This window comes from Streptomyces sp. NPDC059524, assembly GCF_042749255.1.
Lineage (GTDB): Bacteria > Actinomycetota > Actinomycetes > Streptomycetales > Streptomycetaceae > Streptomyces > Streptomyces xanthii.
The window spans coordinates 9,915-24,447 of record NZ_JBHYTK010000018.1 but is presented as its reverse complement, the minus strand read 5'-3'; the positions used below and the strand labels follow the sequence as shown (position 1 = coordinate 24,447).

General features: G+C 68.2%; 17 protein-coding genes. 5 read left to right on the top strand and 12 right to left on the bottom strand.

What is annotated here, in order from left to right; translation table 11 throughout:
• Positions 1 to 39: 39 nt before the first annotated feature.
• On the top strand, positions 40 to 642 hold the full coding sequence (locus ACFW9D_RS08000; protein WP_384619160.1) for a rhomboid family intramembrane serine protease: 603 nt from the start codon (positions 40 to 42) through the stop codon (positions 640 to 642).
• Here the strand turns inward: ACFW9D_RS08000 and ACFW9D_RS07995 are convergent.
• From ACFW9D_RS07995 to ACFW9D_RS07985, 3 genes are all read right to left on the bottom strand, one after another.
• A complete protein-coding gene (locus ACFW9D_RS07995) occupies positions 633 to 1,211 on the bottom strand; it encodes a Uma2 family endonuclease (RefSeq protein WP_384619157.1) in 579 nt (192 codons plus the stop codon). The genes ACFW9D_RS08000 and ACFW9D_RS07995 overlap by 10 nt on opposite strands.
• A 76-nt stretch (positions 1,212 to 1,287) precedes the next feature.
• On the bottom strand, positions 1,288 to 1,551 hold the full coding sequence (locus ACFW9D_RS07990) for a hypothetical protein (protein ID WP_384619155.1): 264 nt from the start codon (positions 1,549 to 1,551) through the stop codon (positions 1,288 to 1,290).
• Positions 1,548 to 1,871: a hypothetical protein gene (locus ACFW9D_RS07985; RefSeq protein ID WP_384619152.1), complete on the bottom strand. Its 324-nt coding sequence runs from the start codon at positions 1,869 to 1,871 to the stop codon at positions 1,548 to 1,550. The genes ACFW9D_RS07990 and ACFW9D_RS07985 overlap by 4 nt, the downstream gene beginning before the upstream one ends.
• Before the next feature lie 155 nt (positions 1,872 to 2,026).
• On the opposite strand from ACFW9D_RS07985, the gene ACFW9D_RS07980 reads away from it, so the two are divergent.
• The gene (locus tag ACFW9D_RS07980; protein ID WP_188341391.1) at positions 2,027 to 2,302 is read left to right on the top strand and encodes a GntR family transcriptional regulator; all 276 of its coding nucleotides are present in this window, start codon (positions 2,027 to 2,029) and stop codon (positions 2,300 to 2,302) included.
• A 260-nt stretch (positions 2,303 to 2,562) separates the two neighbouring features.
• Here the strand turns inward: ACFW9D_RS07980 and ACFW9D_RS07975 are convergent, their stop codons facing one another.
• The 8 genes from ACFW9D_RS07975 to ACFW9D_RS07940 all read right to left on the bottom strand — a co-directional run bounded on the left by ACFW9D_RS07975 (position 2,563) and on the right by ACFW9D_RS07940 (position 12,130).
• Positions 2,563 to 3,198: a hypothetical protein gene (locus ACFW9D_RS07975; protein ID WP_384619151.1), complete on the bottom strand. Its 636-nt coding sequence runs from the start codon at positions 3,196 to 3,198 to the stop codon at positions 2,563 to 2,565.
• A 3-nt stretch (positions 3,199 to 3,201) separates the two neighbouring features.
• Positions 3,202 to 5,544 carry a hypothetical protein gene (locus ACFW9D_RS07970; protein ID WP_384619149.1) on the bottom strand — a complete coding sequence of 781 codons (2,343 nt, stop codon included), beginning with the start codon at positions 5,542 to 5,544 and terminating at the stop codon, positions 3,202 to 3,204.
• A gap of 13 nt (positions 5,545 to 5,557) precedes the next feature.
• Complete coding sequence (locus ACFW9D_RS07965) at positions 5,558 to 6,025, bottom strand: hypothetical protein (RefSeq protein ID WP_384619146.1); 468 nt, start codon at positions 6,023 to 6,025, stop codon at positions 5,558 to 5,560.
• A gap of 67 nt (positions 6,026 to 6,092) precedes the next feature.
• Positions 6,093 to 7,424 (bottom strand): type VII secretion-associated serine protease mycosin, encoded by a 1,332-nt coding sequence (mycP, locus tag ACFW9D_RS07960; RefSeq protein ID WP_384619143.1) that lies wholly within the window; start codon positions 7,422 to 7,424, stop codon positions 6,093 to 6,095.
• Between the two features lie 14 nt (positions 7,425 to 7,438).
• Positions 7,439 to 8,977 carry a hypothetical protein gene (locus ACFW9D_RS07955; protein ID WP_384619141.1) on the bottom strand — a complete coding sequence of 513 codons (1,539 nt, stop codon included), beginning with the start codon at positions 8,975 to 8,977 and terminating at the stop codon, positions 7,439 to 7,441.
• 55 nt (positions 8,978 to 9,032) lie between these two features.
• Positions 9,033 to 9,446, bottom strand: a complete 414-nt coding sequence (locus ACFW9D_RS07950; RefSeq protein WP_384619138.1) for a hypothetical protein — start codon at positions 9,444 to 9,446, stop codon at positions 9,033 to 9,035.
• A 327-nt stretch (positions 9,447 to 9,773) separates the two neighbouring features.
• The gene (gene mqnP / locus ACFW9D_RS07945; protein ID WP_384619136.1) at positions 9,774 to 10,676 is read right to left on the bottom strand and encodes a menaquinone biosynthesis prenyltransferase MqnP; all 903 of its coding nucleotides are present in this window, start codon (positions 10,674 to 10,676) and stop codon (positions 9,774 to 9,776) included.
• A complete protein-coding gene (locus ACFW9D_RS07940) occupies positions 10,673 to 12,130 on the bottom strand; it encodes a menaquinone biosynthesis decarboxylase (RefSeq protein WP_384619134.1) in 1,458 nt (485 codons plus the stop codon). Before ACFW9D_RS07940 ends, mqnP begins: the two co-directional genes overlap by 4 nt.
• Positions 12,131 to 12,218: 88 nt before the next feature.
• On the opposite strand from ACFW9D_RS07940, the gene ACFW9D_RS07935 reads away from it, so the two are divergent.
• The 3 genes from ACFW9D_RS07935 to ACFW9D_RS07925 all read left to right on the top strand — a co-directional run bounded on the left by ACFW9D_RS07935 (position 12,219) and on the right by ACFW9D_RS07925 (position 13,892).
• Positions 12,219 to 12,608: a PLD nuclease N-terminal domain-containing protein gene (locus ACFW9D_RS07935; protein ID WP_188337492.1), complete on the top strand. Its 390-nt coding sequence runs from the start codon at positions 12,219 to 12,221 to the stop codon at positions 12,606 to 12,608.
• A 2-nt stretch (positions 12,609 to 12,610) separates the two neighbouring features.
• Positions 12,611 to 13,066: a nucleoside deaminase gene (locus ACFW9D_RS07930; RefSeq protein WP_384619132.1), complete on the top strand. Its 456-nt coding sequence runs from the start codon at positions 12,611 to 12,613 to the stop codon at positions 13,064 to 13,066.
• 232 nt (positions 13,067 to 13,298) lie between these two features.
• Entirely contained in the window at positions 13,299 to 13,892 is a 594-nt protein-coding gene (locus tag ACFW9D_RS07925) for a TetR/AcrR family transcriptional regulator (RefSeq protein ID WP_384619130.1), read from the top strand.
• Positions 13,893 to 13,935: 43 nt separating this feature from the next.
• Here ACFW9D_RS07925 and ACFW9D_RS07920 read toward each other — a convergent pair whose 3' ends face one another.
• Entirely contained in the window at positions 13,936 to 14,439 is a 504-nt protein-coding gene (locus ACFW9D_RS07920) for an SRPBCC domain-containing protein (RefSeq protein ID WP_384619128.1), read from the bottom strand.
• Between the last annotated feature and the right edge of the window lie 94 nt (positions 14,440 to 14,533).

Sequence of the window (14,533 nt, the reverse complement as noted above, 5' to 3'; positions counted from 1 at the left end):
CGTGAGGCCCGGCCGAGGGAACCCAGGGGTGGGGACGAGATGACGTACGAGAGTTCACAGGACACCGTGCCGCGGTGGTCGGCGCGCGACCGGATCCTGCCGGCGGCCAAGCTGATGCTGGGCTGGGTCGCCCTGCTGTGGGCGCTGGAGGCCGTCGACGCCGTCACCGGCCACTCCCTCGACCGCTTCGGCGTCCAGCCCCGCGACCCCGCCGAACTGGTCGACGTGGTCCCCTCCTCCTTCATCCACTTCGGCTTCGCCCACCTCGCGGCGAACTCGCTGCCGCTGCTCGTCCTCGGCTTCGTCGCCGCGCTCAGCGGCCTGCGCCGCTTCGTGTACGCCGTCGTGATGATCGCCGTCGTGGGCGGGCTCGGCGTCTGGCTCGTCGCCCCGGCCCACACGAACACGGCGGGCGCCTCTGGCGTGATCTTCGGGCTCTTCGGCTTCGTCCTGTTCAGCGGCTTCTTCGAGCGCCGCCCGCTCGGCATCGTCGTCGGCGTCCTGGCCGCCGCCTACTACGGCGCCGGCATCCTCGCGGGCCTCTCCCCCCTCCAGCAGGGCGTCAGCTGGCAGGGCCACCTGCTCGGCCTCGCGGCGGGGGTGGGGGCGGCGTTCGTGTTGCGGCGGCGGCCTCAGCCCTGATCGGGCCGCGGGCTCTTGGGGTCGACCGGGAAGCGGGCCGTGTCGATCGTCAGGCTGCCGAGCGGGGAGTCGACGGTGACGTCCGTGCCGTACGGGATGGTGTCACGGCCTCGATAGCCTTCAGAGCCGGGGTTCCACATGGTGACGCACTGCCCCTTCAGCGGGTCGAGGATCACGTAGTTCGCGATGCCCCGGGAGGCGTACCAGCGAGGTTTGGTCTCGTAGTCACGCCGGATGCTGCCCTTGGAGACGACCTCGACGACGAGTTCGACGAGGTCGGGGTCGTACGCGCTCTCGTTCTTCGCGACTTCCGGCGCGGGGATGACCGCCAGGTCGGGGCAGAACTCGTTCTCGCCGTCGAAGACGAAGGCGACATCGCTCGTGAAGCCCCACGCCGGGCCCACCTGGGCCTCCAGCATGTTCCAGACCAAGCGGATGGTCTCCGCATGGTGAGGCTTGACCGGACTCATCATGATGTTGCCCTCGACAATCTCGACGCGATAGCCGGGGAACATGTCCTCGAACCGGCTGAGCTGCGAGCGCAGGCGGTCGATGTCCGCGATGGTCACGGTGGCCTCCCTGAGTCCTGCTCCCGATGGTAGGCCGCACGCTACGGATGCGTGCGGCCGTCGGTGCCCCGGTCCGCTACGGCTTCGCCCTTGAGGCGATCCGCAGCGTGTCGGCCAGCGCGCGCGTCAGCTCGGTCGCCAGGTGCCGCAGCTCGGCGGGGCCCGCCTCGTCGACCATCTGCCGGGCGTGCGCGAGCAGCACTCCGGCCATCTCCAGCTGTACGGATTCGACGGTGTCCGCGCGCCTGGACACTGGCCCCGGCGCATCCGGGTCCGCGACCACGAACACCGCCCTGCCGTCCTCCCCGCTCCAGGGCACCCGCCTCAGTCCCTCGCTCACGCGACCTCCAGCCCGTGGATGACGTACGGCCCGGGCCCGTCCAGCCCGAAGTCGGCGAGCAGCAGCTCCTTGCGCCGGGCGGCCTGTTCGGCGGCGATGACATAGGGACGCACGAGGCGGCTCGCGTCGGCGTTCAGCGGGGGTTCTTCGGGGCGGAGGCCACCCCATGCGGGCCATGCCACCCAGCGGACCGGTTCAGCGGCGCGCCGGTGCCGGCCGCGCGGCGGGGGCAGTGTCTCGCGGACGAGCGAGGCGAGGACTCCGAGGGAGGCGAGGAAGAAGGCAACCCAGGGCAAGGCCCGGGCGGTAAGGTCGGACATGCGTCAACTCCTTGAGCTAGTTGATGCCACGCCCCGGGACGGTTGCCTCCGTCGCCGGGGCCTTCTTGTACGCCAACCTAGCGAGGGAACGACAGGCATGCTAGGGGTGACATAGCTCGCACATCAGTCCACAGTGCACTCATCATGGTGGCGTGATGGAGTTCGAGCCTGATATCCCGCGCTGGCGCCAGGTGGCCGCGATCATCAAGAGCCGGATCGAGGACGGTACGTACGGCCCCCGGACGCGAGTGCCCTCCGTGATCCAACTTGGCGAGGAGTTCGGCATCGCGAACGCGACGGCCCAGAAGGTGAACCAGAACCTGAAAAAGGAGGGCCTTGTCTACACCGAACCCGGCCTGGGCTCCTTTGTCTCCCGCGATGCCGCGGGAACGCTCAAGAAGGCCCGTACCGAGGCGGACTCAGCCGGCTGACTCAGCGCCAGGAGCCCCGCACGTCCAACCCGAGGCGAGCACGGCCTTCTGCATCGGGTCCCGCATTTAGTTCGAGTCGAAGTCGAGGGAGTAGACACGCCGGCGACGGCCGTCGGGGCCCTTCTCGTAGCGCCAGCTCCGTGACAGCACCCGGGCGCGCGGGCGGACCGCACGTGCGAGCGGGACTGCGGCGGGATGCCGTCAGCCGGGTAACGGGTGGCCGTCCACCAGTCCTTGATGCGGCCCTTGGTCAACGCCCCTCACGAACCTGGCTTCTCGGGGATCACCGGATTGTTCTCACATTGCATGATCTTGCGGACGGAACGAGCAAGGTCGAGGGCCAGAGACCTTTGAAATCCGGGTGAATCTACAGACCTAGGAACGCCCCCGACCCCGACTTCCAGCGGTAGTGCGTCTTCTTGCCCGTCTGCAGCACCTGGAATCTGGCAGGGGAAGGCCAGGGCTGCACTACCGCCCACACTCCCCGACTTGGCGAAGTAAGCATCTCCAACCGGCTCCTCCCACCGCTCCTTGGACTTGATTCGCTTCATGGAATCTTTCGACCACTCCACAGTGAAAAGGTGAGTGGATTCATCTGAAACGTCGCAGACGATGTACTCGTCAAGACTGATGGGCGGAGAGCCCGGGGTCCAACCTTCGATTTCTTTGCGGAGGGCTTTTCGCAGTTGCGCCGGCGCTACCGGTTTGTAATACGGATCGCGCGGCTTACCCAGCCGGGTCGAGTTCTTCTCACTGAGGTAGTTCTTGCACGCGCGACCACCGGCTCCAGCTTCGCGCTGCGAATCCCCTCCGCCACCGGAGCATCCGGCCAGAACGGATACTGCAAGAGAGAGGGGTATCACCACGAAGGTGAGCGATTTGACTTGACGGAGCATCTATCAACTCACCTTACCCAGCTCCTGGTCAACAAAATTGCGCCCCTGATCGTACTTGTCCTCGACGGCAGATTTCGCGTCACGCGCGTCCTGGACCGAGAAGTCTTCAGACCGGCCGTAGTTCTCGACAGGAATCCACGTGGCCCGCTCTCCGATATCACGCACGTTCTGCATGTCCTGAATGGCCTGCCCGTCGTTGTTGCTCTCATTCTCCTTCAGGTAATCCATCGTCTGATTTCCGTAGACGGTATCGATGATCGCACCGCCACTCTCTACCACCAACGGAACCGCTGTGGCGGCTGCGAAACCGGCCGCAGGGCCAAGGATCATTGCTGTTCCACCTCCTGCCGCCACCGCGATCGCGCCACTCATTGCAGTCTTCTTCCATTCGGCATGCTTCTCGTTCGCGAGGTCCTCCTTCTCTTCGGCATCCTTGTAGTCGACATGAATCTGATGCTCCCGAGACGCGTCAAGAATCCCGTTCACCTCGGCAGAATTTGCCGCGAACTCTATCCCGTGCTCCTTTTGCCCCTCGAATGCGGCGAGCCCACTCCCGGCGTAGAGCTGCTGCGCACTCGACAGAGCCTTGTAACCGTCCTCATCGCCCGCTACCAACATCATGAAGCTTCTGGCGGGCGACTTGTGGAAGTCAGTCCTAGGCGACCCGTCACTGCTGTTCGCAAACAATGCGTTACGATCGGTCATCTCCGAAGATCCGCCGAACTCGTAGGTCGAATAGTTCAAGTCGTCGATGTAGGAGGCCCCCATTTTTGCAAGGCTGTCCATCATCGGGTCCGGCGGCGACCCCTTGGTGATGTTGTACTGTTCGATGACCCTCTTCATGATTTCGCCGGTTTGTTCGTCCCGATGCAGTACCGGGTTGCTCGCGTCGTATGCATGTCCCGTGGTCGCCGCTTCGAGAGCGTGGCCGAGCGCGTCCGCCCCGACATCTCCCAGTCTCGCCTCACCGTCACCTCGGCCGGCATTTCCTTCGGGCATCCACTTGAAATCCTTGTCCGTCAACTCGTCAAAGTAGTCGTAGTCGATCCGCTCGGACTTGTTGATCGTCCCGTCTTCGTTGTACGCGTACGGCTCATCACCGAGCTCCGGCTTTTTGAAGAACTCCTTCGCCGCCTCAGGGCTGTGCCCGAGCCCTTCCAGGACGCTGGGCAGGGGGTCGTATCCCTCGCCGACCTTGCCTGAGGGATTGAACCCCCAGTGGTCGTCCTTGCCCATGGACATGGGCGCGCTCTGCGTGAAGAAGTTCGGGTCGTCGTGGTGCAGTTGGACGAGGTGCCCGGCGATGGGGTTGATGAACTTGGGGTCGTAGTTTCCGTAACGGAGCAACCCGCCGAGCACCTGGTATCCATACGGCGAGTTCGGGCCGTTCGTCGGGTACTCCCCGAGTTGCAGCTGCTGCGTCCCCAGGCGGCGGAACTCCGTTCCCCAGCTGGCCGGCAGGTGCGGCCAGCTGGGATCCTTGCGCCCCGGCACGTCCGTCGCCGTCGCCAGGGCCACACCCATGTTGCGCTGAAGATCCTTGGTGAGCTCGAGGCGCGCTTTGTCCAGGTTGGTATCTGTGCCGTCCAGCGACATCCGACCGTAGAACTCCAGCGTTTCCTTCGGGCCTCCGAGTGACCTGTAGAACGCCGTGCTGAACTCGTGGTCCCGGCGGTTCCACTTCAGGATGTTGTTGAACTCCTCGAACTGCTTGTTACTCATCTTCGGGCCGAGCTTCGCCAGCTCCGACGCGCGTTGTTCCTGAGCATCGTCCAGGGACTTGTACGTCTCGTGCCCGAAGTCATGCTTGTCGCCACCGTGACTCTTGCGCAGTGCCCGAGCCACCGAGGCGTCGATCTCCTGAGCGTGCGCCACCAGGTTGGCGATCCGGGTCGCGAGATCTCGCGCCTTGTCGAGCTCTTCCTGAGTGTGCGTGTCGTCCGTGGTGCGGTCGTGAGGGAAGAAGACATGGATGGTCGGCCCGTCTCCCCCGTTCCCGTAGTCCTCGACCTTGACTCCGAGTGCCGAAGCTTCCTTGTGCAGCGCCAGGTGCAGCTTCTTCTGGATATCGACTAGTTCCGTGTGGGCGTCGCTGAGGACCTGATAGATGCTGTCGGCTTCCGCGCGGGCGTCCTCGAACTCGTTCGCAGTCTTGCGGACGAACGCCTTGGTGACATCCGAGTTGACGCCCGCCCACCGGGCCGACTCCGATTTCCCCAGCAGGCCCTTCTCGGCCCGGTCGGCCAGCTCCTTCAGATTGCCGACGACCTTCTTCCAGTCGGCGACGCTTGTCTCAAGCTTTCCGAGATTGACTTCGGACAGGTTCGTCATCGTGATGCCGGACACGGGCCTCCCCCTACTACTTGAAGTACTTGTTCAGCTCTGAGACCGACATGGTCGAACCATCGGAGTTCCTCACTGACGCCGCGATCGTCGCGTCGTCCTGCGCATGGGCCTTCTTGGAGTAGTTCAGGTGATTCGAAATGTGCGCGCACGCCTGCAGCAGAGAATCCACCTGGCTCGACCACGTCCGGACCGTCTCCGCCAGTGCTCCGCCCATGGTGAAGTTCTGCCCCTTGAGCTCTGCGGCAGCCTGGCCCGAGGGCCCGTTCCCCTGTTTGTCAGCACCCATACCGTCGACATCCGCCTGCTTACGCAGGTCGCCGTGCAGACCGTGGGCCTCGTGCCCGACCTCCCCGAGGTCATCGTCGTACACCATCAGGTTCCGCCCGCCGCCGCCGGACTCCGCCAGCTGGTTCAGCTGCATCTGGGTCGAACTCCGCTCAGAGGCCTGCTGCTTGAGCTGCTCCCACTCGTCCCATGCCATATGTGTTTTCTCCCCGTGATCCTGGTTCGGTGCCAGGTGTTGTGTGCCGTACCAGCGCGCTCGTGTCCTAAAGCGGTCGCTGCTGGTCCGTCGGACCCTGGCCATACGGGCTCGTCGGGCCTCCCTGCGGCGCGGCCCCGTACGGCGGGTGAGGCGGGTACGGCCCCTGAACCTGACCACCGAAGGCCGCGGCCGTATGCGTCGGCGGTCCAGAGCGCCGGCGGCGCCGCACGACGACCCAGACCACCGCTCCGCCCAGAAGTGCGACACCGCCCGCGCCGATGACGACGCCGAGCAACGTGCCCGAGTCATCGGCCTGCCCCGCACGGGCGCCCGCCGACACCGCCGGCGACGGAGCCGCACTCCCCTTCGCAGGAAAGCCCGGCAGCGGGTATTCGTCCGCCGGGCCCGGGTCCCCGGGTTTTGTCAGCGCGATGCGTGGGCGCACAGCTCCGTAGCCGATCTCGTCCGTGCGCTTCTTGCCGCTGACCGGGCCACTGGCCGTGTTCACCAGGACGCGGAGGACCTGGTTGTTCGTCCAGGTCGGGTGCTTGGACCAGATCAGGGCGGCGGAGGCGGAGGCGATGGCCGTGGCGTCGCTGGTTCCACTGGTGACACACACACCAGACTTGGCGTCTGAGCACGCGGCGACCATCTCGTCGCCCGGCGCCACAAGGTCTACTTGTGGCCCGCGCTGGGAAGCTGCGGTCTTCTTCAGGTCCTTGCCGATCGCTCCCACACCCACGACGCCCGGCGTGGCTGCCGGGTACTGCAACGGGTTGGTCCCCCTGCCCAGGTTGCCCACTCCCGCGAAGATCAGCTTGTTCTTCGACAGCGCGTACTCGACGGCTTTCGCCAGCTCCGGAGAATTCCACTCGCTGGCCTGCGAGATGTTGATGATCTGGGCATCCGAGTCCGCGGCATAACGGATCGCCTTCGAAATGAACGTGGGATAGCTGTCCGGATTGCCGTCCTTACGGGCGTTCTCGATGAAGTCCGGGATGCGGATCGGGAGGATCTTCGCCCCAGGGGCCAGGCCGTACGTGCCGTTCTGCGCCCCCGCAGCTCCGGTCCCGGCGATCAGTGCGGCCATGCCCGTGCCGTGGCCGTCGTAGTCCGTGTGCTCATCACCAGGGCGCCAAGAGAGGTCCTTGCCCGGAAGTACCCGACCGCGCAGGTCCGGCAGCCTGGGATCCACTCCCGAGTCGACAACCGCCACCGTGACACCCTTGCCCGTGCTGGTCTTCCACATCTCATCGGCGTGCATGGCGTCCAGGTGCCACTGGTCCTCACGCGCGGTCGCGGCATCCGCAGACGGCGTCACGGCCCCCACCAGCACCGCGCCGGACAGGGCGGCCAGCAGTCGTATGCCACGGAGCTTCCGGGCTCTGGTGTGCATGGTCATCCTTCGTGTCACGCCTGGTCGTCGTCGGGCAGCTGCGGATGGCGCGGAGGCGGCTCGTCCCGGTCGGAACGCGCACCATCCTTACGCGACGGAACCAGGGGGACAGCAGCAGGACTGGTATGCCCTGCTGTGACTGGAGCTTTCCCTGCGCTTCCGCTTCCGGCCTGCGCGGAACCCGAAGGCGCGCCCCGCGTCGGCTTGGCCTGCCGGGGCTGCCCGCCCGCCACCCCGTCCGGGTGCGCAGCCATGGGCGTTCCTCCTGCCGCGCTGGGGCCGGTGCGCCCTGTGATCGGGGCGGCCCGGCCACCGGCAGATCCCCCTGCACGCGGCGCGGTCGGCGCACCGGCACCGGTGCGTGCCCCTGGCTCCTGCTGCGCCGGGGTACCGCCCACCACTGTGCCGCGTGGCACCGCACTCCCTGTCCGGCCCGCCTGCGGGGGCAGGGGACGGCCACCCGAGATCCCGTTCGACGGGCGTCCGGGTTGCGCCGTACCAGGGGTGCGCACCGACGCCTGGCTCCCTGTCCCCCCAGGCAGGCCAGGACCTGTCACTCCGGGTACGCCGCGTCCTGGTGCCCGCGGGGGAGTTGGGCCGGATGTTCCTGGGGTGCCATTCGCCACCGGCGTTCCCATCGGCCCCCGGATCCCGGACTGCTGGCCAGGTCGGCCCATGCTGGTGAACATCTGCGGTTGCGGCGTCGGAGGGGGCGTCCCCGGTCCCGAGATCGCGGTCGGCAGGTGAGAAGGCGGTGTCGTCGGGGATGTCGCCGGAGGCGTCGCGGTCGGCAGGACAGCGCGGTCGAGCGACGTGCTCGGGCCACCGCCCACAGGCAGTTCAGGGTTCGGCCTCGCTGGGCTCACAGGACCGGAACCACCCGATGCAAGGTCCGCGCTTCGGGCAGCCTCGCGCAAAGCGACTGCTCCGACAGCAGCGACGCCTGCACTGCCCACCGCCGCCGCGGTCCCGGACTCCGACGGCGCCGGATTGCGCTCTTCCCGGTCGTCGCGGACGTCTGTGGGCACGAACCGCTCCGGCATCTCCGGAAACACCGGCGCCTCAAGCCCGTTGATCCGCTCCGTGGACGCCGAGTACGACTGCGCCAGCTTGATCATCAGAAGAGCCGCCTCGGCGCGGTCGTTGTCGTACTGCTTCTGCGCCGAGGTCACCTCGGATTCCTTGGCGCCGTCCGCGTCCAGGACCGAACGCGCCGACGCACCCGAGCGCTTCAGGCGCTCCAGCTGCGGCTTGACCTCGTGCAACGTATCGGCCGCCGTCGCCATCGACTTGCCCGCGGCCTCGCTGTAGTCGCCGAGTCCGAGCGTGGCCAGCGCGGCCTTGCGGATCCAGCTGCGGAACGCGTCGCCGCCCTCGCCGTCCCACTCGACCGCTGTGCTGTGTTTCTTGAGGTCCTCGCCGATCTCGTTGATCGTCTTGGCCGCCGCGGTCAGGAGGACACCCAGGTCCGCGGGCGCCGAGCCGTCCGCCGGCTCGACCATCGTCCAGAGCTCTTCCGGCCCGTACATCATGAAGCGGTACTGCAGGGCCATGCCGGGGATCTGTGACCCGAAACCGCCGCTCACTTCGTGTCCCTCCGATACGCGCTCACAGGCCGCCCGCCGCACCGTCCGTCGCACGTGGCGCCGGGTCGCGCTCCCCCGCCGGGGAACGCCTGTGCGGGGAACCGTCCCCGGTCAGATCGTTGGCCCGCGAACGGATACGGGCCAGCTGAGCCCGTACGTCGTCGTCCAAGTTCTCGTATCCGGACTTCGACGCCTTCACCGTGACGCCCAGCGCCTCGATCTGGAGCGCCAGCATCTTGGAGAGGTTCTCCAGCTGGGTGTGCACGTGCGTATAGGCGGAGTGGAGGTCGTCGGCCTCGTCGAACGCGCCCAGCCGACCCTTGGCCAGGCGGCCGTTCCCGATCGAGTGCGGGGCCGCCTTCGACCCGTCCAGTTCGCGCAGCAGCGCATCGACCCGCCGCTTGAACCCCGCGAGGGTCTCGCCCTCAACCTTCATCGCCGCCCTCGCCGCCGCACCACCGACGGCGATCACAGACGCCCAGGCACCACCGGACGACGCCTCCCCCGAACCGCCAGACACTGCTCTCACTCTCCCCCGCGCGGCTACTGATGTTCCCATCAGTAGCAGAAGCAATCACGAGGAAGGTAGTCCGTGCGTCACACTCCGTAGGGGGCGTGGGTCCGCTTCCGGGGACGCGGTGGCCGGAAGTCGACCATGGGGGAACGCCACAAACACCTGCGCGGGCCCGCCCACGCGCAGGCCGGAGGGCGCCACGGTCCAGTGGCCAGGATGGCTGGAATCCGGTGCCCGAGGCCGGGGCAGCTAGACCGTCAACCCCCGCACCAGCAGATCCAGCAGCGCGCACACGAACAGGGCGATCCCGATGAAGCCGTTGACCTGGAAGAAGGCGCGGTTCAGGCGGGAGAGGTCGTGGGGCTTCACGATCGTGTGCTCGTAGAGGAAGGCGCCCGCGACGATGACGAGGCCGGCCCAGAAGAAGGTGCCGGCGTCCGTCGCCAGGGCGTACCAGACGAAGAGGGCCGTGGTGACGGTGTGGCAGGCGCGGGCGCCCCAGATGGAGGCGGGGATGCCGAAGCGGGCCGGGACCGACTTCACGCCGACCTCGCGGTCCGTCTCCACGTCCTGGCAGGCGTAGATGAGGTCGAAGCCGCCGATCCAGACGCCGACCGCGAGGCCGAGGACGACCGCGTCCCAGGACCAGGAACCGGTGACGGCGATCCAGGCGCCGACCGGGCCCATCGCCTGCGCGAGCCCGAGGATGGCCTGCGGGAAGTTCGTGAAGCGTTTCCCGTAGGGGTAGACGACCATCGGGATCACGGCGATGGGGGCCAGGGCGAGACAGAGCGGGTTCAGCAGGGCCGCCGCGCCGAGGAAGATCACCAGGGCGATCAGGGCGCCGGTCCACGCCGACTTCACGGTCACCGCGCCGGTGACGAGCTCGCGGTGCGCGGTGCGCGGGTTACGGGCGTCGATCTCGCGGTCGATGATCCGGTTCGCCGCCATCGCGAACGTGCGCAGGCCCACCATGCAGATGGTGACCAGGAGCAGCCGTCCCCAGTGGATGTTCTTGTCCAGCTGGAACATCGCGGTCAGGGAGGCGATGTAGGCGAAGGGCAGCGCGAAGACCGAGTGCTCGATCATGACCAGGCGCAGGAAGGCCTTGGTGCGTCCCGGCTGCGGGAGTAGTCCTTCAGCTGCGCTCACAGCCCGTACTCCTTCCAGCGGCGGTCCACGAGGGACGCCGTACGGGGGTCGGAGGCGACCATCTCGGGCCAGCCCCCGTCCCGGGTGTAGCCCTCCTCGGGCCACTTCTTCGTGGCGTCGATGCCCGCCTTGCCGCCCCAGAACTGCTGGTAGGAGGCGTGGTCGAGGTGGTCGACCGGGCCTTCGACGACGGTCAGGTCACGGGCGTAGTCCGTGTTCCCGAGCGCGCGCCACGCGACTTCGTGAAGGTCGTGCACATCGCAGTCGGAGTCGACGACGACGATCAGTTTGGTCAGCGACATCATGTGCGCGCCCCAGATCGCGTGCATCACCTTCTGGGCGTGCTTGGGGTACTTCTTGTCGATCGAGACGATCGCGCAGTTGTGGAAGCCGCCGGACTCGGGCAGGTGGTAGTCCACGATGTCGGGGACGATCACCTTCAGGAGCGGCAGGAAGAAGCGCTCCGTTGCGCGGCCCAGCGGGCCGTCCTCCGTCGGCGGGCGGCCGACGACGATCGACTGGAGCAGCGGACGCTTCCGCATCGTCACGCAGTCGATCTTCAGGGCCGGGAAGGGCTCCTGCGGCGTGTAGAAGCCGGTGTGGTCGCCGAAGGGGCCCTCGGGCAGCATCTCGCCGGGTTCGAGCCAGCCCTCGATGACGACCTCGGCGTTCGCCGGGACCTGGAGGGGGACGGTCTTGCAGTCGACCATCTCGACGCGCTTGCCCTGGACGAACCCGGCGAGCAGGTACTCGTCCATGTCCCCGGGCAGCGGGGCGGTCGCCGCGTACGTGACGGCGGGCGGGCAGCCGAAGGCGATGGCGACGGGCAGCCGCTCGCCGCGCTTGGCGGCCACCTGGTAGTGGTTGCGGCTGTCCTTGTGGATCTGCCAGTGCATGCCGATGGTGCGCTTGTCGTGGCGCTGGAGGCGGTACAGGCCCAGGTTCCGCACACCGGTCTCGGGGTGCTTGGTGTGGGTGAGGCCCAGGTTGAAGAAGGAGCCGCCGTCCTCGGGCCAGGTGAACAGGGCCGGGAGCCGGTCCAGGTCGACGTCGTCGCCGGTGAGCACGACCTCCTGCACGGGCGCGCTGTCGGACTTCACCTTCTTCGGCGGCACGTGCGCCATCGCGCCGAGCTTGCCGAACGCCTCGCGCACACCGACGAAGCCCTGCGGCAGCTCCGGCTTGAGCAGCCCGCCGATCTTGTCGCTGATCTCGCCGTACGACTTGAGCCCGAGGGCCTTCAGGAGGCGCCGGTCGGTGCCGTACACGTTCATCGCGAGGGGCATCGAGGAGCCCTTCACGTTCTCGAAGAGCAGGGCGGGGCCGCCGGCCTTGTTCACCCGGTCGACGATCTCACCGACCTCCAGATACGGGTCGACCTCGGCCTTGATGCGCTTGAGGTCGCCCTCGCGCTCCAGCGCCCGGAGCAGCGAGCGAAGATCGTCGTAAGCCATGCCGTCCAGTATCCGGCACCGGCTAACCTGGGCCGGTCACCGGGGGCCACGTGGCCCTCCGCACCGCTCCTTGGGGGATCGCGACACCATGCTCCGCCTGCTGCCGTTCCTGCTCGTCCTGGCCTTGTTGATCTACGCGTTCATCGACTGCATCAACACGCCGGAGGAGGAGGTGCGCGGGCTGCCCAAGGTGGTGTGGCTGATCATCATCCTGCTCTTCGGCGAGATCCTGGTCGGACCGATCCTCTGGTTCGTGGTCGGCAAGCAGCGCCGTGTGCCGGCCGGCGGTTCGACGCCGTCCGAGTGGCACCGCGGGCACCGCGCCACGTACGTCGCGCCGGACGACAACCCGGAGTTCCTCCAGTCCCTCAAGAAGGAGAACCAGAAAGACGAGGCTCTCCTCAAGGACTGGGAGGCGGACCTGCGCCGCCGCGAGGAGGAGCTGCGCCGCAAGGAGCAGGGCGAGGACAAGGACTGACGATGACTCTGGACCCGGATCTCGCCCGTACGTGGCTGGCGACCGCCGTCGAGGAGGCGCGGGCCTCCCTCGCGGAGGGCGGCATCCCGATCGGGGCCGCGCTGTACGGCGCCGACGGGACGCTGCTGGGCCGGGGCCACAACCGGCGGGTGCAGGACGACGACCCCTCGGTGCACGGCGAGACCGACGCGTTCCGCGCCGCGGGGCGGCAGCGCTCGTACCGGGGCACGACGATGGTGACGACGCTCAGCCCCTGCTGGTACTGCTCGGGGCTGGTGCGCCAGTTCGGCATCTCACGGGTCGTGATCGGCGAGGCGCGGACCTTCCACGGCGGGCACGACTGGCTGGCCGGGCACGGCGTCGAGATCGTGCTGCTCGACGACCCGGAGTGCGTGGCGCTGATGACGGAGTTCATCGCGGCGCGGCCGGAGCTGTGGAACGAGGACATCGGCGCGTAGGCCGGTCCAGGGGCGTGCGGGCGGGCCCGGGCGCGGATGTCCCCTCCGGCATCCGCGCCGCGCAGGCCTCCCGTGTCCCGGCCGGTGCCGCCGAGCGGTCCCCCGTACTGCTCGACGGCACCGGCCGGGGAAAGATCAGTGTGACCCAAACGGACGCCGAACTGGAGTCCTTTTCTAGAAATTCACTTTAGGAAGCACGGCGGAATCCGGTGTTCTAGGCTGATCGGTAACCATGAGTCCCAAGCAGCGGCGCGGCGCGGAGACCGCCGAGCGCCTCCTCGACGCCGCGTTGACGGTGTACTCCGAGGCCGGTGAACAGGGCGTCACCGTCAGCGCCCTGACCCGCACGAGCGGTGTGAGCCTCGGCAGCCTCTATCACCACTTCGGCAGCGTCGACGGGCTGATGAACGCGCTGGTGGTCCGCTGGCTCGGCCGGCTCCTGGAGCACCTCGGCGGCGCCCTCGCCGAGCCCCGCGGCGCCCGCGCCGGGATCGAATCGATCGTCCACGCCTACCTGTCCTTCGTCCGCGACCACCCGGACGAGGCCCGCCTGCTGCACTCCGCGTACGCGGACCGGCTCGGGATGGAGCAGGCCCGGCAGCTGCGGGACGCCCAGGAGGCGCGGCTCTCCCCGCTGACGCGGTGGCTGGAGGGGTACGTGGCGGCGGGCGAGATCGCCGATCTGCCGGGGCCGGTCCTGGAGGCGCTCGTCCTCGGACCGGTGATCGGCTTCGCGCGCGGCTGGCTCGCCGGGGTCTCCGGCGTTGCGCCGGACGAGGCGGCGCGGCTGCTCCCGGACCGGATCTGGCGCTCGCTGGAGCCCTGAGTCCTGTCCGCCCCCTCAGAGGTCAGGAGTCAGAGGTCAGGGGTCAGGGGCGCTGGGCGTCGTACGTGTCGCGCAGGGTCTGCCAACGTTCACGGGTCCAGGCGGCCCAGCCGTCGGCGGTCATGGGGCGGCCGTCGAGCGCGTCGGCGAGCATCAGAAAGTGCTCGTGCCAGCCGGCGAGACAGTCCAGGCGCAGCGCGTCGTTGCCCTCGAACTCGTTCGTGAACCGCAGGATCGTGCCCGGCTCCAGGTGGAAACGGATCCGGCCGTGCAGCCCTTCGAGCGTGTACTCGGCGACCCGCTCCACGTCCCACGCGGTGACCCGGCCCCGGTACGCGGCTCCGCCGTTGAGCCAGCGCAGCGTCACCGCGCCGCCGAGCCTGGGTTCGAGGACGTCCGCCGCGGCGAGCCAGCCGGTCAGGCCCTCGGGCGTGGCGACGGCGGCCCAGACCTTCTCGACGGGGTGGGGCAGGGTCAGCGTGAAGTGCAGGGTCCGTGTGGTGCCTTCGGTGCGGCTGGTGCCCTGCTCGATGCGGCTCTCGGTCATGGAACCAGCGTGGGGGGGGGGGGGGGGCGCGGGGGGCCGGCGCGGGGGAGGGCGGGGCGCGCGAGGGGGGGGGCGTGGCGGCGCGCGCGCGCGC